This window comes from Kitasatospora sp. NPDC057936 (assembly GCF_042887525.1).
Classification (GTDB): Bacteria; Actinomycetota; Actinomycetes; order Streptomycetales; family Streptomycetaceae; genus Kitasatospora.
Genome location: NZ_JBHVPD010000074.1, coordinates 20,180 through 38,116, shown reverse-complemented (window position 1 = coordinate 38,116; position 17,937 = coordinate 20,180). Strand labels below are relative to the sequence as shown.

Sequence of the window (17,937 nt, the reverse complement as noted above, 5' to 3'; positions counted from 1 at the left end):
GCCCGCTCGGGGAGGGCGGCACAGGGACCCCGCGCCCGCGCTCACACCTCCGTCGCCCGGACGTGCTCGTACCAGTCGCTGCCGCCGTTCGCCGGGTCGTGGCCGGGGTCCCGGCGCCACTCGCTCCGGTCCACCCGGAACGTCGCCCCCGGCATGAGCAGGACCTCCGCCTCGGTGCCCTGGTACTGGTGGAACGGGTCGATGTCGCGGCCGTACTTCCCGGTGAGCGTCAGCTCCAGGAGGATCCGGTGCGTCGCCGTGCCGGAGACCTTCTGCCCGCGCATGAAGTCCAGCCCCACGGACTCCTCCCTGCTGGTGCTGTCGAAGGAACTCGTGAAGACGGAGCCCGGCCGGTAGTTCAGCGCGGCCTGCTTGCCGAGCCGGTAGGGCGACTCGTCCCCGCCGACGTTCCAGTCACCGCGGAAGACCGTGCCGGTGACGGGCGGCAGCCGGTTCAGCGCCTCCATCGTCATGTCGGCGTGCGCCTTGAGCTCCTCGAAGAGCACCGGTGCGAGGACCTCGATCCGCGCGTCGATGACGGCCATCGCCGCCTTCTTGGCGACCGGGTCCATGCCCCGCGCGGCCGTGAGCTGCGGCCTGATCACCGGGTCCTCGTCCAGGGTGGGCACCGCCTCCTGGTTGTGGCTGTTCTGGGCCGCCCACCTGAGCTGGCCCTTGATCTGCCGCAGGGAGAGGGCCTCGGCGCCCGCGGTGGCCGCGCCGACGGTCCCGTACGGCGCGTACCCCTCGGGCAGCAGCCGGCTGCGCACCACCGAGTTGATCATCTGGTGCGCGCCGCCGGTGTACGCCATCAGCGCGGTCGCGTGGGCCTCCTTGAAACTCTTCGCGACGGCCTCGGTGGAGGCGCCGGCGTTGTCCGCCTTCCACTGGGCGATGCGCGGGGTGGGCGCGGTGTCGCCCGCCACGAAGGCGCCGTACTGGCCCGCTACTTGGGCGGCCGCGGGCTGGCCGGGCTCCATGAAGCCGCTCGCCGCCGGGTCGGTCGTGCGGGGCTTGTTGGCTTCGGCGAGGTACATCAGCTCGTGCGGGAACTGCCCGTCGACGCAGACGTTCTGCCGCAGTTCCTCCTCCGTGAAGGGCGCGATGTGCTGGTACATCAGCGCCGCGCCCTTGCCCGCCCGGAGCGCGGACTCGCCGGGCCCCTTGACCCCGGCCGCCCAGGAGCCGCGGAGGATCTCGTAGAGCGAGTGGTCCCAGGACGGCAGCATCCAGCCCATCAGGGCCATCCGGTAGTCGAAGACGTCCACCCCGGGCACGTTGATCCACTGGAAGGTCTTGAGCATCCGGGTCGTGGTCCCGGACATGCCGGCGACGACCGGGATGCCGCGCGCGGCGTTCGCCTTCGGCCAGGACTCGTTCTGCTGGATCTCCCAGTAGGCGGCGCCCTCGTTCCAGGGCAGCTTGTCGTCCGGGCCGGGCTTGCCGGCGAACGCCAGTTCCCGCGCGCTGAGCGGGGCGCCGCGGTCGGCGTAGTCGCGCGGGGTCTTGCGGTTGGCCTCCTTGTCGGCCTCGCTGCGCTCCTTGCGCGGCCCCTGGCTGTCGATCATCTCCAGGGTGTCGCCGGCGAAGGTCTCGGGGTCGGACTGCCACAGCAGGTTGCCCAGCGCGTACGGGTCCTTCTCGTAGTTGTAGCCCTTGCCCGCGAGGCTCGCCGCGGCCCACAGCGGCGGCCGGGACCAGCCGTTGAGGAACGCGGAGTGCTTCTTCAGGTCCTCCTTGTTCATGCCGAGGGTCGCCGCGAGCTGCGGCCTGGGCCCGATGATGCCGTTGAGGACGTCCTTGAGCGAGAGCTCCGCCCCCTTGTTGTAGTAGGCGGCGTTGTAGACGGCCGTGACCAGTTCGCGGACGTTGCCGTCCCGGGAGAAGAAGTCCTTGATCTGGGCGGTGGTCATCCCCTCGCCCACCTGCCCGGCGCTCGTCCGGTCGTCCTTGAAGAACGACTTGTTGGCGAGCGCCGGGTCCTTGTGCTCCTGGCCGGCGTAGGCGATGAGCAGTTGCTTCAGCCGGTTCACGGTCTTGCGCGCGGCGGCGAGCGCCCTCGGATGCCCGAAGGCGTACGCGCCCAGCCGCTGCTCGAACTTCTCGGCCGCCGCCTGCCAGCCCGTCTTCGCGTAGTACTGGGCGTGGTCGAAGGGCGCCTGACCGTCGCCGAGGCGCTGGACGACGCTCTTCCCGCCGGAGCCGGCGCGGGCACGGGCACGGGCGGGGGCCGCCCGCTGCACGGGTGCCGTCCCAGCGGACGCGGGCGCGGGCACGGCGGGCACGGGGGCGGCCAGGGCGCGGCGGGCGTTGGCCTCCGCCGCGCGTTCGAAGCGGTCGGAGGGGTCCGAGACGCTGAGCCCCGAGCCGTTGTCGGTACCCGCCACCGGCCCCTGGCGCTGCTGGATGACGTGCGTCAACTCGTGGGCCAGGGTGTGCCGGTCCGCACCGCCGGCGCCGATGACGACGTGGCTGCCGGAGGTGTAGGCGCGGGCCCCCACCTCGGCCGCCGAACGCTGGGCGGCCGGCCCGGTGTGCAGCCGCACGTCGGAGAAGTCGGCGTCCAGCCGCGCCTCCATCTCCGCGCGGACCGTCCCGTCCAGCGGCCGCCCGGCGGTGCGCAGCACGTCCGGCACGGACGAGCGCTGCACCGGCGCGCACTCGTCGTGACCGCCGGACGGGCCGTGCGCGTGGCGTCCCGCCTGCCGCTCCAGCGCCCGGCCGACGGCGGCGTTGCCGACCGCGCGCTGCATCGCGAGCAGCCGCCCCGCGGGCCCCCGGCCGCCGGACCCGGCCGGCCCGACCGTCCCCGCGGTTCCGGGGGACACGCGCGCTCTGCGGGGCACGGCCGCACCAGCGGCGGCGGCGTCGGCCGGACGCGCCGCGGCGGGCGCGGTCCGGTCGGGACGGGTCTCGGCATCCTGCTGCTCCCGTGAACGCATGCCCCGATCATCGGTCACCACGCCCTGGAGGACCAGGCCCCCTGTCCTTGCGCCCGCTCTCGGCCGGAGCCCTTCCGCCGCGTGCCGATCCTGTGCTGCCATACGGGGATGACCAACACTCAATTCCCCCGGCTGAAGCACGGATCCGACGCCTGGTGCGCGGCCCGGGACAGCATGGTCGAGATCGTCAAGGGCTGGGCGGTCGAAGGCCGCACCGACTGCTACGGCGCGCTGAGCGAGTCGCTGCGGGACGCGGGCTTCTCGGTCCCGCCCCGGGGCACGCTGATGAGCAACCTCCTGGAGGCCGCGTGCCGGGTCGAGGCCGACAGGGGCGTCCCGGTCATGCTGACCGCGATCGTCGTGAACAAGCAGAACCGGCGACCGTCCGGACAGTTCGAGGTGCTCGCCAGGACGGCGCCGTTCCGGCGAGGGGACGAGCCGGGCTGGAGCTGGGAGACGGAGAGGGACCGGGTGTTCGCTCACTACAGCTGACCTGCGACGAGCCGGCCGGCGGATGCCGGTCGCCCGGCCTGCCCGGCCGTTCGTCAGCGGTCGAGTTCGATGACGAGCGAGGCGTAGGAGGGGATCATCACCTTCCGGGCGTAGCTGCGCGAGACGATCCGGTAGGGGCGTCCCGGCGCGCGGACCGCCGTGACCATCCGGGCGATCTCGGCGCGGGCGACGGGCGCGCCGAGGCACAGGTGCCGGCCGGCGCCGAACCAGAGCTGGCGCGAGCGCGGGTCGTACGGGCGTGCCAGGTCGAAGCCGCCGGCCAGGTTGTCGGCGGCGTAGGTGACGAGGAGGATCCGCTCGTCCTTGCGCAGGCGGCGGCCGGCCACGGTGACGTCCGCGCTGACGTGCCGTCCGATCACCGGCGCGGGCGTGGTGACGCGCAGTCCCTCGCGCACCGCGTCGCCGACCAGCCCGGGGTCGGCGAGCAGCGGTTCCTGCTGTCCGGTGTCGTGGATCAGCGCGATCGTGCGGGCCATCGCGCTGGCGGCGGTCTCGGTGCCCGCGACGAGCAGCAGCGAGGCGAGGCCGCTGGCCTCCTCCAGCGTGATCCCGGCCTCGCGGCAGCGGCCGAGCAGGGTGTCGGGGTCGGCGCCGGCGTAGGCCGCCGGGACGCCGCTGGTCAGTGACGCGACGATCTCCTTGGCCGCTTCGATCCGCTCGGGCGGCAGTTCGGTCGAGGCGGCCGTGTCGAGTGCGAGGGCGGCCAGCCGCTCGCCGGCGGCGAAGGTGTCCAGGTACGCGGAGTCGGGGCTGTCCGGGGGGATCTGCAGGCCGAGCAGGTCGGCCATCAGGCGGCCGACGACGAGCCGGGCGGCCGCGGCCACGTCGACCCGGTCCCCGGCGGCCAGCCGCGCCGTGACGTCGGCGTAGACCGGCCCGGCGGCCCGTTCGACCAGGGCGGCGGAGTTGTCCTCGGTGAACAGGTCCCGGGCGCGCCGGCGCAGGTCCGCGTGGCCGGGGCCGTCGAACAGGCGGGTGACGTACGGTCCGAGGACCTGCTCCCACAGGTGGCCCACGCCGCCCTCGCCGAGCAGGGTGAAGTGCTGGTGGTCGTTGAGCACGGCCCGGATCAGGGTGGGGTCGCTCGCCACCCAGCCCAGCCGGGGTACCCGCCGGATCGGTCCGAAGGGCCGGGACATGGTGATCCTGGTCAGCGTCCACAGGGCGGGCCGGCTGGCCCACAGCAGTCCGCTCTCGTGCCGTCGTGCCGTCGTCGCGCCCATCGCCGCCCCGCCCCCGCTGCCGTCTCGAATGTCCGTGCGGGGAACCGTACCGTGCCTGGTCACGTCAGGGTTCATCGTATGATCGGGCGGCTCGGGGGAGGCTTGAGCACGTGTCGGAGGGCAGCGGACAGTTGGTCGGGCAAGGCGGCGGGGTGCGCGCGGTGATCGCCGCGGTGGCGGTGCACCTGCCGGAGCAATCGCTCACCTCGCGCGAGGTGGAGCAGCGGATCGCCGACAGCGGCCCCTACCGGCCGCGCCCCGGGCTGATCGAGGCGGTCACCGGAATCGCCGCACGGCACGTCGCCCCCGACGACTGGCAGGCCTCCGACCTGGCCGCGGCGGCCGCCCGGAAGCTGCTGGCCGACGCCGGCCTCGACGCGCGGGACCTCGACCTGCTGATCTTCGCCAGCGCCTCGCAGGACATGGTCGAGCCCGCCACCGCGCACATCCTGGCGTCGAAGATCGGGGCGCGCTGCCCGGTGTTCGACGTGAAGAACGCCTGCAACAGCGTGCTCAACGGGATCCAGGTCGCCGAGGCGCTGATCGCCGCCCGGCAGTACCGCAGGGTCCTGGTCTGCACCGGGGAGCTGCCGTCGCGGGCGGTCCGCTGGTCGGTCCGGGACCGGGGCCAGTTCGCCGAGTCGTTCCCCGGCTACACCCTGTCCGACAGCGGCGCGGCCGTGCTGCTGGAGGCGGGAGCGGCACCGGACGGGATCTTCCACCGGGCCTTCACCGCGGACTCCTCGGCCTGGGAGGTCGGCACCCTGCCCGGCGGCGGCACCGCGCACCCGCGGGACCCGGAGGCGGGCTACTTCCGGATGGACGGAGCGCGGCTGCACGCGGCCTTCGAGGCGCTCGGCCCCGAGCTGATCCACCGGGCGCTGGCCGAACACGGCCTGACCTGGGCGGACTTCGCGGTGGTGGCGGTGCACCAGGTGACCGTCCCGCTGCTGGAGGCCTTCCTGCGCAGGACCGGCCTGACCACCGGACCACTGGTGCCGGTGCTGCCCGGGCACGGCAACCTCGCCTCGGCCTCGCTGCCGTTCCAGCTCGCCCGGGCCCTGGAGCAGGGCCGCTGCGGGCCCGGCGACCGGGTGGCGCTGATCGGCCTGGCCGGCGGGGTCTCGCTCGGCGTCGTCTTTGCGCAGCTGTGAGCCGGGCTGTGGGCTCGGCTGTGAGCCCGCCCGTAGGCCCGATCGCGGGCTCGACTACGGGCTCGACTACGAGCCCGACCACGAGCCCGACCACGAGCTCGATCACGAGCTCGATCGTGGGCCCCACCGTGGGCCCGGATGTGAGGGAACACCAGTGACCGACCTGTGGGTGGTCGTGCCCGCCTACAACGAGGAGGCCTCGCTGCCGGCCACGTTGCGCGCGCTCGCGGCCCAGACCGACGCGGACTTCGCGTGCGTGGTGGTGGACAACACCTCGACCGACCGGACCGCCGAGGTGGTCCGGGAGTTCGCGCTCACCGCGGACTTCCCGCTGCACCTGATCACCGAGGCGCGCAAGGGCACCGGCGCGGCGGCCGACACCGGGATGCGGTTCGCGATCGACGCCGGCGCCCGGTACCTGGCCCGCACCGACGCCGACTGCCTCCCGGTGCCCGGCTGGACGGCCGCCGTCCGCCGCGGCCTGGCCGGCGGACTGGAGCTGGTCACCGGTCAACTCCTCCCGCGCACCGACGAGTTCCGGCTCAAGCTGTGGGAGAGCCGGCTGCTGCCGGCGGTGGTCGCGCTGGCGGCCCGGTTCGGCAGGTTCCGGCCCGGCAACCGCGACCCGCGCTACCTCGGCCCGTACCTGATGTGCCCCGGCTGCAACCTGGCCATCACCGCCGACCTCTACGAGCGCAGCGGCGGCTTCCCGCGCACCGCGATCGAGGAGGTGCACGAGGACCGCGCCCTGGTCAACCGGGTGCGCGAACTCACCACCGCCTACGGCCAGGTCCCCGGCATGCGGGTCTACGGCTCGGTGCGGCGCCTGCGCGCCTTCGGCCTGCGCAACACCCTGGCCTGGTACGCGGACCACCGCTACCGCCCCGACGTGGTCGACATCCGGTGAAGCGCCGCGAACACCTCTGGGAACGGCGGGTGCAACTGGCCGCCCACCCGCTGGCGTACCCGTTCATCACGGCCGTCACCCGGCGGGGCCCCGCCGTGCGGGTACCGGGGATCGGGATCGTGGTCGGCGACCCCGGCCTGGCCCGGCAGGTGCTGCTCGACCACGAGGGGTTCCGCAAGGACGGCCCTGGCTCCTCGGGCGCGCTGTGGACGCCGGTCCTGGGCCCGGCCGTACTCCTGAACATGGAGGGCGAGGAGCACCGGCGGCTGCGGGCCGCGCTGGCCGGCCTGTTCACCCGGGCCCAGGCCACCGAGCTGTGCACCCGCGTCCTCGCACCGGTGCTGCGCGAGGCCACCGACCGGCTGGCCGCGGGCGGCGCGGTGGACCTGGTTGCCCTGACCAGGACCGCCGCCGGCACGGTGATCGGCGAACTGCTGGGAGTGGCCGACGCCGCGGGCGCGGAGGTGTTCGAGCGCGGCGAGCGCATCGTCCGGATGGTCGGGCTCCGCACCAAGGAGCTGACGCCTCGTCAAGTCACCAAGGCCAAGGCCGTCCTGTCCGGACTGACGGCGGCAGCCGGCGAGGCGTACGACCGCGGCGAGGCCCACGACCGTGCGGAGCCGGGCTCGATGATGGGACGGCTGCGCGCCCACGGGCTCGACCGGGAACAGGCGCTCGGGCTGGCGGCGGCGTTCCTGCTCACCGGGACGGAGACCGTGGCGACGACCGTGCCCCGGGTCTTCGCGCTCTGGCACGACTCCGGGCTCCTGCCCGCGCTACGGGCCGACCTGGAGACGGGCGGCGCGGCGCTCGACCCCGCGATCGACGAGGCGATGCGGGTGATCACCCCGAGCCCGGCGATGCTGCGCCGGGCCGCTCGGCCCGGCCGCCTCGGCACGACGGAGGTGCGCGAGGGGGACCGGGTGCTCATCGCCACCGCACGGTGCGACCTGGCCGCGGGGCCGTTCGACCGGGCTGCGGCACTGGGTCGCTGTCCGGCGCACGATCCCAAGCGCCTGTGGTTCGGGGCCGGGCCGCACTACTGCATCGGCGCACCGCTCGCCCTGGCCGAGATACGGGTGCTGCTTCAGGCGCTCCTGACGGCGGGAGCCGGGACCATCGTGCGGCGCCGGGCCAAACGGCGGGTGCTGATCCCCACCTACGCGCGCCTGGAGGTGTCGGCCGCGCAAGCGACCGCTCCCCGACGGCGCACGGACCGGACGAGAACGGAACTGACCACCTCATGAACGGCACGCCGAACACCGCAGGCACCGGACTGGCCGGCCGGATCGCGGACCACGCGCGCCGCACACCCGACACGGCCGCCCTGCTCGACGCACACGGCACACTCACCTACGCCGAACTCGCCCGGCAGGTCGCCGCCACCGCGAGCGGACTGCGCGCCGCGGGCATGTCCGCCGGCGACACCGTGATGTTCGCGGTCCGCCCCGGCCGGGACGCCCTGGTGCTCGGCCTGGCCGTCATGACGGCGGGCGCCGCCGTCGTGGTGGCCGACCCCGGCGCGGGCGCCGAACTCGACGCCGCACGAGGACGGCTCGTCACCGAACGCCTCACCGCACCGCGCTGGCTGGCCGCCGAATCCTGGCTCTGCGCGCTCGCCGCCCGCACCACGGGACGCACCCTGCTGCGCCGCCTCGGCCTGAACCTGCCCGCGCTCGCCGACCCGGCCCTGCGCCTGCTCCACACCGGCCCGCGCCTGCCGGGCCTGCCCCCGGACGCGATCCCCGCCGCCACCCTGGCGCACACCACACCCGCACCCGCGTCCCCCGGGAACGCCGCCCCCGCGTCTCCCGCGGACACCGCCCCCGCGGGGGACCCGGACCGCCCGGCCCTGGTCGTGTTCACCTCCGGCACCACCGCCCGCCCCCGCGCGGTGGTGCACAGCCAGGCCACGCTGCTCGCCGGCGCCGACCTGCTCGGCGAGAGCCTGGGCCTGACCACCGCCCCCGCCCCGGTGGTCGTGCACTCCGAACAGCTGATGATGGCCTTCGCCTTCCTCGCCGCCGGCGCCACCTGGTCGACGGCGCCCCTGCCCGTACGTCCCAAGCGGTTCCTGCGGGACCTGCGGCGCCGCCGGGCCACCCACACCTTCGCCACCCCGGCGTCCCTGGCCCGGCTGCTCGACGCCGGCCGCCTCCCCGACACCCTGGGCACGGTGCTGCTCGGCGCCGCCCCCGTGCCGCCCCCGATCCTGCGCCGCCTGCGCGAGGCGCTCCCCTCGGCCCGGACCGCGGTGATCTACGGCGCGACCGAGATGCTGCCGATCGCCGTGACCGGGGGAGAGGAGAAGCTCGGCCACGCACCCCACGGCGACCTGGCCGGCCACCCCCTGCCCGGAGTCACGGCACGCCTCAACGACGAGGGCGAACTCCTGCTGCGCGGCCCCCACCTGGCGATCGGCTACCTCGGCGACGGGCCGATCGGCGAGCTCAACACCGGCGACCGGGCCCGGATCGACGCCGACGGCCGGATCGTGCTGCTCGGCCGGACCAAGGACATGCTCATCCGCGGCTCCTTCAACCTCTACCCGGGCCTGTACGAACCCGCGATCGCCGCCCTCCCGGGCATCGCCGAAGCCGTCATCGTGGGCGTCCCCGACCCGCACACCGCCGACGAGGCGGTGGTGCTGGCCGTGTGCCCGGACGGCTCGCTCCCGCAAGCCGAACTCCTGCGCTCCCTGCAACGCCACCTGCCCCGCACGATCGACCACGCGGCACTGCCGGACCGGATCCACTTCCTCCCGGCGATCCCCCGACGGGGACGGACCGAGAAACCCGACCGCGAACGACTGCGCGCGCTGGTCACGAAGGACCTGAAGGCCACGAAGGCCACGAAGACTACGAAACGCACGAAGGCCACGAAGGAGACGCCGTGATCACCGTCGTCACCGGGGCCAGCGGCTTCGTCGGCAGCGCCCTGTGCCGCGCCGCAACGGCCGCCGGGCACCAGGTGCTGGCGCTGGGACGGCGCCCCACCGTCCCCGCCGACCTGATCGGCGGCGCGCCCTACCTCCCCTGGGACCTGGCGGACCCCGCCGCCCGCCCGGCCCTGCCCGCCCCGTTCACCCACCCCGACGCGGTGATCCACTGCGCGGGCCTGGCCACCGACTGGGCCCGCCCCGAGGCCTTCCACCGCGGCAACGTGCTGGCCACCGGGGGAGTGCTGGCCGCCTTCCCCGAGGCGGCACGATTCGTGCACGTGTCGACCGCGAGCGTCTACGACCCGCGCCGGCCCACCGTCATGGCCCGCGAGGACGAGGCCGCCACCGTCCGCCACACCGACGCCTACGGGCGCTCCAAGGCGCTGGCGGAGGAGAAGGTGCGCCGGGCCCGCCCCGACGCGGTGATCCTGCGCCCGCACGCCGTCTACGGCCCCGGGGACACCACCCTGCTGCCGCGCGTCCTCCAGGCGGTGCGCCGGACCCCGTACGGGCCGCGGCTGTTCGCGATCGGCGACGGCAGGCAGCGGCTGAGCCTGACCAGCGTGGCGAACCTCGTCGACGCCTGCCTGCTCGCCGCCGGGGGCCGGGCGTCCGGCACCTTCAACATCACCGACCGCGACCCGGTCGTACTGGACGACGTGCTGCGCCAGGTCCTCACCGCCCACGGCCTCCCGGCCGCACCCGTCCACCTCCCGCTCGCCCTCGCCCTCCCGCTGGCCCGCACCGCCGAACTCCTGGCCCGCACCACCGGATCCGCACGCCGCCCCCGCCTGACCGTCTACGCCGTCCGCCACCTGGCCCACGAACGCACCCTCGACCTCACGGCCGCCCGCACCCACCTGGGCTACCGGCCCGCACCGACGGACCTGGAGCCCGCCCTGCGCCGGGCCTGACGCGGCGCCGGCTCCGTCTCCGTCGACGCCTGGCGGCGTCCCACGGTCCAGTTCACAGCGGTGGGAATTTCCCAGGCGTCTCCACCTCGGGCCCGGGCCTTCCCGTCGCAGCGGCCGCGGGCCAGCGTGGTCGGTGCCGCCGTCGGTGGCCGCCGCTCGACCCGGCGTGGACGCGAACACGAGGGGAACAACCGTGCAGGACATCAAGCGCAAGAGGCCGTCGGCCCGTGGGAAGCTGCTCGCACCGCTGTGCGCCGCACTGCTGACGGCCGCGGCGTCCGTCGGGGCGACGGGCACGGCGGCCGCCGCCGGCGACACGGGCGAGTGGCTGGTGAGCTCCAGCTCCCAGCTCTGCGCCGACGCCCCCGGGGCCTCGACGCGCTGGGGGACGCACGTCGACCAGTGGGACTGCGTGAGCCAGTCCAACGAGCTGTGGATCAGGCAGAAGGTGCGCACCGTCAAGGGCAAGGCCTACTACCTGCTCAAGAACACGGCGACGCGGCTGTGCATGAACGTCGACCACGCCAGGCGCGACAACGGCGCCCCGATCATCGAGTGGGGCTGCAACAGCTCGTCCGACAACGAACTGTGGCACCCGATCCTGATCACCGACAACAGCCAGGAGTGGGTCAACCTCCGCAGCAACAAGTGCCTGACCGTCGCCGGCGACGCGCACGACAGCGGCACGTGGCTGATCCAGTACGACTGCGGCCGCCACGGCGACCAGATCTGGATCACCTCCGGAGGCTGAGCCGCGGAAATCAATGACACTCCGTCACCGCACTGCGCGCCGCAGCCGGCAGCCGGTAGCCAAGAGGGCCGACGCCCGTCGCGGCGCCGGCCCTCCAGGCCTTCGGCCCGTCCGGTCACGGCAGCAGCAGGCCCCAGAAGAGCGCCCACGGCACGAACATCGCGCCCGCCACCAGCAGTGCGCCGATCCGCACACGTGCACCGGCCGGGGCCGGAGCCCGGCCGCGCCACGCCCGCACCGCCGTCACACCGGTGGCCACCACCGCGCAGACGGCCAGCAGTTGCAGGACCGACCAGACCACCGGACGGCCGCCGAGCTGCGGCCCGGTGGCGAGCGTCGTCGTCACGAAGAGGAAGTAGCCGAGGAAGCCGAGCGTGGCGGCCAGGCCGCTGCCCGCGAGCCAGCGCGCGGCCCCGGCGCCCGGTGCGGCGGGACGCCGGCGCAGCCGCCGCACCAGACCCGACAGCAGGTACCCGGCGAAGACGAGGGTCATCAGCAGGAAGGCGGCCGCCTGCGCCACGGACCCCTCCGGGGCGGGGACCGCGGCCAGGGCCCGGCTGCGGCGGTCCTGCCCGGGCAGCGGGTCGTTCACCCGGTGGCCCTGGCCGGCCACCCAGGCGGCCACGGTGTCGACGTAGCCCGGCGTCAGCTGCTCGCCCCGCGTGAAGCCGTCCGCGGAGACGTGCAGCTTGTGGTCCGCCTGCGGGAAGAACCGCAGCGTCACGTCGTCGTTGCCGCCGCGGTGCAGCGCGTCGCCGATGATCGCGGCGCTCTCGGCCGGCGGCACCTGCTTGTCGTTGCCCCACAGGGCGAGCACCGGCTGACGGAGGTGTTCCAGCACCGGTACCGGGTCGTAGTGCGCCTCGGGGAACAGCCCGGCGTCGTCCAGCAGCCGGGTGCCCGTCACCGACACGCTCTCCAGCAGCGAGCCCGACGCACCCTCGTGCCGCAGCCTGTTGTCGAGGTGCCACGCCTGCTGCCGGGCCGGGGGCAGGCCGGAGGCGCCGACCACGACCACGTACGCGACCTGCCCGGAGCGGCTCGCGGCCAGCGGGGCCACCCAGCCGCCCTCGCTGAACCCCCAGAGCCCGATCCGGTGCGGGTCCACGTCCGTGCGCTGCGCCAGCGTGCGCACGCCGGCCAGGGCGTCGTCGGCCAGCTGCGAGTACGACCGCCGGGTCATCGAGTACCCGGTGGTCCGCTTGTCGTAGCCGAGCACGACGAACCCGGCCCGGGCCATCGCCTCGGCCTCGGCCCGGTACCCCGCCCGTTTCTCCGGCCCCGCCCCGTGCACCAGCACGATCCCGGGCCTGGGCCCCGTCCCGCCGGCGGCCTCGGTGACTGTGCCGTGCAACGTGACGTCCCCGCTGCGGAAGTCCACGTCCTGCTCCACCTGTTGCCCGGACTGTTGCCCGGCCGGGGCCGCCGTCGCCGTCGTCACCGTCGTCGCCGCCGCCGTCGTCGCCGCCGGCACCTGCCCGCCCAGCGCCACCGCCATGGCCACCAGAGGTGCCACCCACCGAACCCGCATCGCCGTTCCCCCGTGATCAGCGCACCCGACCCGACCGGCCGGCTGCCTGTCAGCGATCGTGCCAGGCGGGCGAGTCGCCGCGGATCCGGCGGGCTACCGACTTCGGGAGGGGGAAATCCCTACCCCTCCGTGAGAGGCCGAAGCCGAAGCCCGGGCGGGGGCGCGCGTCCCCTGTCCCGGCTCCGGGCCGCTACCAGGTCACGAACCCCGCGGTGCCGCTGGTGCCCGGTCCGAGTTTGGGCAGGTGGCCCTCCGCCGACATGTCCAGCCGCCAGTCGCCGTCCGCCCAGAGCAGGTTGGCGGTCGTCGAGCCGTGGATCCAGGGCGGGGCACCCGGCAGGTCGACGAGCAGCATGACCATGGACTTCTCGGGCGTGTAGGTCATGACGGAGAAGGCGACCACCTTGACCGAGCCGACGCCCTCGGCGTGGAGCGGGTCCTTGAGCCGGCGGTCGGCGTAGTCCTTGGCGGCGGCGGGCGGGTAGATCTGGGCCCGGGCCGCCCGTTCCCAGTCGTCGTGGCCGGTGTCGATCGCCGCGAGCACGGCGGCGGCCCTGGCGGCGCCCTCGGGGGTGTGCGCGAAGCAGTGCCAGAAGCCGCCTTCGTAGAGGAGCGGGCCCGCAGCGCGGGAGGTGGGGACCAGCAGCGAGCCCAGCGGCTTGAACTCCGTCCCGGGCGGGGTGGCGGTCGGCTTGTGCTGGTCGTGGTCGTCGGTCTGGCAGCCCGGGCCCCGGTCCCCGGCCGGCGCCGGCACCGGCGCCGGTGGCGCGGTGGTGGCAGGGGCGGTCGTGGCAGGGGCGGCGGCGGTGGTCGGCGCGGTGGTGGTCGGGCTCGGTGCCCCCGCCGTGCTCGTGGACACGTCGGTGGATGCGGTGCCCGCCGAGGTGGATGTGGGCGTGCAGGCGGCGCTCAGGGCGATGGCGGCGATGGCGGCCAGGGCGGCGGCCCGGGATCTGATGGACATGGCTGTGGTGAGTCCCCCGTGGTGATGTCGATTCCGACGGTAGGGATCATGCCATCCCCGGGCGGTGGACCCGCCGCCCGTCCCGACGACTGGTCAGCCGAAACCAGGCGGCTCCGAGGGCGAGCGGGTGCCGGCCCGCCGTCGGGCCGGGCCGGGCCGGGTTCAGCGTGGCCGCAACCCGTCGAAGACCACCGCGAAGACCCGTTCCCGGGCGGCCGCGTCGTTCCCGAGGTGCTCCATGGTGGTGGTCGTACCGACCAGCAGGGCGATGACCTCCGGCGGGCCCAGCTCCGGGCGGACCGCCCCGGCCCGCTGCGCCCCGGCCAGTAGCTCGGCGAGCCGCGCCCGGATCGCCGAGCCGGACTCCTGCAGGGCCGCGTGCGCGTCCACGCCGGCCGCGGCGAGTGCCCGGGCGAACTCGTTCTTGCCCGCGGACTGTTCGACCCATGGCGGCCACTGTGGGCCGGAGCCCGAGCGGGCGCCGCCCACCCTGGCCCGGCCCGCCGACAGGGCCGCGGTCCCATCCGTGGACATCGACAGCTGCCCGGCTGCCGGGTTGGCCGCTTGGCCGTCCACCACGGCCCGGCACGCGCTCCCCGGGAGGGGAACGCGTGCCGAGCCGCCGACGGGAGGCCGGCCGGCGGCGGGCGCCGGAATCATGCGGCCCGCGCGCTGGCCCCCGGGGGTCAGCTGCCGATGTGGCCGCAGGCGGAGTCGACCTTGTTGGCGTCGGTCTCGATCTTGGACTGCAGGTTGGCGCTCGGCGCGGTGCCGGTGTTGAGCGCGGTGTACATCTGCTGGTAGTCGCCGGCCAGCGCGCTGATCGCGTTCTTGGCGTCGGCGTTGCCGGCCTTGGCCGCGGCGGCGTTCAGCTGGTCGCTCGCGTTCTTGAGGTCGGCCTTCAGCGCGTCCGGGTTGCCCGCGTCGGCGGAGATCTTGTCCGAGTACGTGGTCACCGTGCTGGTGGCGCTGGTGCACCCGGGGTCGATGGCCTTGACCACCTTCGAGCCGATCACCACGAAGACCACGATGCCCACCACGATCGAGAGCAGCGAGACGATGAGGCCGATGATCGCCGGCGCCTTGCCCTTGCCGGCGCTCTTCGACTTGACCAGGCCGATGATGCTGAAGATGAGGCCGAGCGGGGAGCAGAGGAAGGCCAGGATCAGACCGGCGATGGCGAAGCCGTTCGAGCCGGTCGGCTGCGGGGCCGCGGCCGGGTAGCCGTACGGCTGCTGCGGCGCGCCGTAGGGCTGCTGGGGGGGTATGGACACGTCAATCCTTAAGGGGACACGAGGATGGCCGGATAGGAATACCGGAAGCCCGCACTCCTTGGCAACTCTGAGTAATGACGGCGGCCGTGAGGCCGGGCCAAATCCGGCCCGGTATCGGGCCCGCTTCCCCGGCTGCACGGTGACGGTTCGTGGTCGAAGCCGCCGACACCCGGCGCCGGTCCGAGCACCGCGAGGGCCGCGGCGGCCGACTGTCGGCGGATCACCGGCGCCGAGCGTCGGCCGGCGGACGGCCGAACCGACCGGCATCCGATGCGCACCTGCGGAGCGCAGCCGGCACCACGTTTCACCGGTGACACCGTCCCGGCCCCACCGCCCACCTGAAACGGGCCTCGGGGAGGCCTGAAACACCCTCACTCACGGCGACATCAAGGGGTCGCTTGCCCGGCTGAACCACGAAGTCCGGCCCGCCGGCGGCGCATTGATGCCCCGACGCCTGACTGTCTCTCCGACGGGGCTGCGGGCGAGAACGGACCTGACCTGACCTGACCTGCCGGACCGTCAGCGCGACGATCGACCTGTCCGTGGAGCGCCCCGGCCGCAGCGTGCCGGTGCCGGTGCCGGGTCACAGGGTGCGGTGGAGGACGTCTTCCGACGTATACGCGGTCCGCCTGCGCCCGATGTTCCGCCGGATCCGTGGGCGGTGGTCCGCTTCCGCGACCCGGAACGCGGCGCTGACCGGTGTGCCGGACGCCTCCCGGCCGGACGGCCGCCGAGCCCTGCCCGACTTCCGCCGCCCCGCCGCCCCGCTGCCTTGCCGCCCCGCCGCCCCGGCGGCAGCGGCCACGATCCCGACCGCCGCCGTTCCCGCCGCTGCTCCCGCCGCGCCTCCTCCACGTGGCCACGGCGGGGACGGGGCCGGACGGTGCCGGTACCGGGCCCGCCCCGGCGGGGGTGTGGCGGCGGTCTCAATGGCGGGCGCCCGGTGTCGACTCAGCGTGGTGGTCGTGGGTGGGCTCGGTGACGTCGCCGGGGGCCGGGCGGTGAGTGCGCTCACACGCGAATGCCAGGCACGACGGCGGGTAGTGGTGTCCGTTCGGCGTCGTTCCGCATCGAGGCCGTACGGCGTTTGCGCAGACCGGGAGGGGTCGGCGCACTCCGTTCCGTTCCGCCCTCGATCCGGTGCCGGTCCTCCGGCTACGACCGCGGATCGTAGCGAGGGGGCCTTGGAGGGCGCCGCTCCGGTCTGGCACCTTGGCATTCGTCGTCGGCCACACCGGCTCCTGTCCTGCCGGGTGCGGCCAATCGCCGAGTCACTCCCCGCGACCGTTCGGCCCCTGTCCGGCCGCGGTCCCGGGCGGGGAGTGTTCTCGGCTCAACCCGATTGAGGTCTTGCTCTTCATGCCCGCTTTCAAGCTCCGTATGCGTACCTCTGCCGCGATCCTCGCCGGCGCCGCCGGTCTGACCGCCCTGGGTGCCGCCGTGGTCCCCGCCGCCGCCAGCGCCGCGACCGCCTCCCCGCAGGCCATCGCCGCGCAGATCGTGCCGGCGGACCAGCTGGCCTCGTTCAGCCAGATCATCTCCCACGAGTCGGGCTGGAACGTGACGGCGACCAACCCGAGCTCGGGCTCCTACGGCCTGGGTCAGGCGCTGCCGGCCTCGAAGATGGCCTCGGCGGGCGCGGACTGGAAGACCAACCCGGCCACGCAGATCAAGTGGGCGCTGGACTACATGAACACCCGCTACGGCAGCCCGAACGCCGCCTGGACCTTCTGGCAGGGTCACCACTGGTACTAAGCCGACCCCTTCGGCTCTCCCCCCACCTCGGGAGTCGGACAGGGACCACCGAGGCGACCCACGAGGGCCCCTCCCGCGCGAACGAGCGGGAGGGGCCCTCGTGCCGTTTCCGGGCCGTGTGCCGGGTGGCGGCAACCGGGGTGTCCGCCTGGCCGGCGCGAATGTCGTCTACCCGGCGGTGCGGCCGGCGCCGTCCCCGTCCGGGCCCGGGGTGTCCCGTCCCAGGCCCCGGCGGATCGCGATCTCCACGGGTGAGTACGCGCCGTCGGCGCGCTCCAGTTCGTACGGTGCGGCCGGCATCAGGGGCGGCTGGGCCATGAAGCGCGGCCGCGCTCCGTGGTGCGGTTGCGCCGCGTGCACCAGGAACGGGTGGCACAGGTAGACGTCGCCCGGGGATCCGGTGGCGAGGGCGAGCGGCCGGTGGTCGGAGGCCGCCACCAGATCGGGAGCGAGGGCCAGGCCGCTCGCCCCGTCCTCCCCGTACTTCTCCAGCACCTTCGGCGCGTCGAGGTGCGAGCCGACCCGGATCCGGGTCGGGGCGTCCTCCTCACCCACCTCGCTGAACAGGAACAGCATCAGAAGCGCCCGGCCCTGGGAGCGCAGATTCGTGAAGTACCAGCTCTCGCCCTCCGGCAGGTAGCTCCCCTCGATGTGCCAGCCCGTGTCGTCCGGCTCCTCTTCGTGCGGGAAGCGCAGCGGGAACGTGCCCAGCGAGTAGCGCGGCTCCCAGCGCCCCGCGCCGACGAGCAGGTCGTACGCGCGGTGCAGGGACGGGGAGTTGGGTGCGGCGGCGAACGGTCCCTGCGCCATGCCGGCCACCCGGTGCACGGGCTGCTTCCACGTCGACGGGTCGTCCGGGTCACAGCCGGTCTCCCGCCAGAGCAGTCGCTCGCAGTCCGCGGCCACGCGCGGCGCGACGGCGCCCTCCAGCCTGACGAAGCCGTCGCGGAGGAAACGGGATACCAGGGTCGTGTCGTCCATGCCCCCATCGTGCGGCGACACCGGCCCCGGTCACCCGACATTTCCCGCACCGCCTTTGCCGGGTGGCCACCGGCCCTCTTCCCGCTC

15 protein-coding genes are annotated in these 17,937 nt (G+C 74.4%); 8 read left to right on the top strand and 7 right to left on the bottom strand.

Annotated elements, in window-relative coordinates:
- Window positions 1-41: 41 nt before the first annotated feature.
- On the bottom strand, window positions 42-2,942 hold the full coding sequence (locus tag ACFVU9_RS31555) for a DUF4157 domain-containing protein (RefSeq protein WP_387599253.1): 2,901 nt from the start codon (window positions 2,940-2,942) through the stop codon (window positions 42-44).
- A 108-nt stretch (window positions 2,943-3,050) separates the two neighbouring features.
- On the opposite strand from ACFVU9_RS31555, the gene ACFVU9_RS31550 reads away from it, so the two are divergent.
- Window positions 3,051-3,434: a hypothetical protein gene (locus ACFVU9_RS31550; RefSeq protein WP_387599250.1), complete on the top strand. Its 384-nt coding sequence runs from the start codon at window positions 3,051-3,053 to the stop codon at window positions 3,432-3,434.
- Window positions 3,435-3,487: 53 nt separating this feature from the next.
- Here ACFVU9_RS31550 and ACFVU9_RS31545 read toward each other — a convergent pair whose 3' ends face one another.
- Window positions 3,488-4,741 carry a cytochrome P450 gene (locus ACFVU9_RS31545; protein ID WP_387599248.1) on the bottom strand — a complete coding sequence of 418 codons (1,254 nt, stop codon included), beginning with the start codon at window positions 4,739-4,741 and terminating at the stop codon, window positions 3,488-3,490.
- A gap of 47 nt (window positions 4,742-4,788) precedes the next feature.
- On the opposite strand from ACFVU9_RS31545, the gene ACFVU9_RS31540 reads away from it, so the two are divergent.
- The 6 genes from ACFVU9_RS31540 to ACFVU9_RS31515 all read left to right on the top strand — a co-directional run bounded on the left by ACFVU9_RS31540 (window position 4,789) and on the right by ACFVU9_RS31515 (window position 11,345).
- On the top strand, window positions 4,789-5,832 hold the full coding sequence (locus ACFVU9_RS31540; protein WP_387599245.1) for a 3-oxoacyl-ACP synthase III family protein: 1,044 nt from the start codon (window positions 4,789-4,791) through the stop codon (window positions 5,830-5,832).
- A 154-nt stretch (window positions 5,833-5,986) separates the two neighbouring features.
- Window positions 5,987-6,739, top strand: coding sequence for a glycosyltransferase family 2 protein (locus tag ACFVU9_RS31535; protein WP_380498695.1), 753 nt, complete (start codon window positions 5,987-5,989; stop codon window positions 6,737-6,739).
- Window positions 6,736-7,986, top strand: coding sequence for a cytochrome P450 (locus ACFVU9_RS31530; RefSeq protein ID WP_387599243.1), 1,251 nt, complete (start codon window positions 6,736-6,738; stop codon window positions 7,984-7,986). The genes ACFVU9_RS31535 and ACFVU9_RS31530 overlap by 4 nt, the downstream gene beginning before the upstream one ends.
- Window positions 7,983-9,635 (top strand): class I adenylate-forming enzyme family protein, encoded by a 1,653-nt coding sequence (locus ACFVU9_RS31525; RefSeq protein WP_387599240.1) that lies wholly within the window; start codon window positions 7,983-7,985, stop codon window positions 9,633-9,635. Before ACFVU9_RS31530 ends, ACFVU9_RS31525 begins: the two co-directional genes overlap by 4 nt.
- Window positions 9,632-10,594: an NAD-dependent epimerase/dehydratase family protein gene (locus tag ACFVU9_RS31520; RefSeq protein ID WP_387599238.1), complete on the top strand. Its 963-nt coding sequence runs from the start codon at window positions 9,632-9,634 to the stop codon at window positions 10,592-10,594. Before ACFVU9_RS31525 ends, ACFVU9_RS31520 begins: the two co-directional genes overlap by 4 nt.
- A 193-nt stretch (window positions 10,595-10,787) precedes the next feature.
- Window positions 10,788-11,345, top strand: coding sequence for an RICIN domain-containing protein (locus ACFVU9_RS31515; protein ID WP_387599235.1), 558 nt, complete (start codon window positions 10,788-10,790; stop codon window positions 11,343-11,345).
- A 115-nt stretch (window positions 11,346-11,460) separates the two neighbouring features.
- Here ACFVU9_RS31515 and ACFVU9_RS31510 read toward each other — a convergent pair whose 3' ends face one another.
- The 4 genes from ACFVU9_RS31510 to ACFVU9_RS31495 all read right to left on the bottom strand — a co-directional run bounded on the left by ACFVU9_RS31510 (window position 11,461) and on the right by ACFVU9_RS31495 (window position 15,114).
- On the bottom strand, window positions 11,461-12,861 hold the full coding sequence (locus ACFVU9_RS31510; protein WP_387599232.1) for an alpha/beta hydrolase family protein: 1,401 nt from the start codon (window positions 12,859-12,861) through the stop codon (window positions 11,461-11,463).
- 205 nt (window positions 12,862-13,066) lie between these two features.
- On the bottom strand, window positions 13,067-13,840 hold the full coding sequence (locus ACFVU9_RS31505; RefSeq protein WP_387599230.1) for a hypothetical protein: 774 nt from the start codon (window positions 13,838-13,840) through the stop codon (window positions 13,067-13,069).
- A 162-nt stretch (window positions 13,841-14,002) separates the two neighbouring features.
- Window positions 14,003-14,374: a hypothetical protein gene (locus ACFVU9_RS31500; protein WP_387599227.1), complete on the bottom strand. Its 372-nt coding sequence runs from the start codon at window positions 14,372-14,374 to the stop codon at window positions 14,003-14,005.
- A gap of 152 nt (window positions 14,375-14,526) precedes the next feature.
- The gene (locus ACFVU9_RS31495) at window positions 14,527-15,114 is read right to left on the bottom strand and encodes a hypothetical protein (protein WP_387599224.1); all 588 of its coding nucleotides are present in this window, start codon (window positions 15,112-15,114) and stop codon (window positions 14,527-14,529) included.
- Between the two features lie 1,380 nt (window positions 15,115-16,494).
- Here ACFVU9_RS31495 and ACFVU9_RS31490 point away from each other — a divergent pair.
- Window positions 16,495-16,869, top strand: a complete 375-nt coding sequence (locus tag ACFVU9_RS31490) for a transglycosylase SLT domain-containing protein (protein ID WP_380507904.1) — start codon at window positions 16,495-16,497, stop codon at window positions 16,867-16,869.
- Between the two features lie 168 nt (window positions 16,870-17,037).
- Here ACFVU9_RS31490 and ACFVU9_RS31485 read toward each other — a convergent pair whose 3' ends face one another.
- On the bottom strand, window positions 17,038-17,850 hold the full coding sequence (locus ACFVU9_RS31485) for a phytanoyl-CoA dioxygenase family protein (protein WP_380448207.1): 813 nt from the start codon (window positions 17,848-17,850) through the stop codon (window positions 17,038-17,040).
- Window positions 17,851-17,937: the final 87 nt, after the last annotated feature.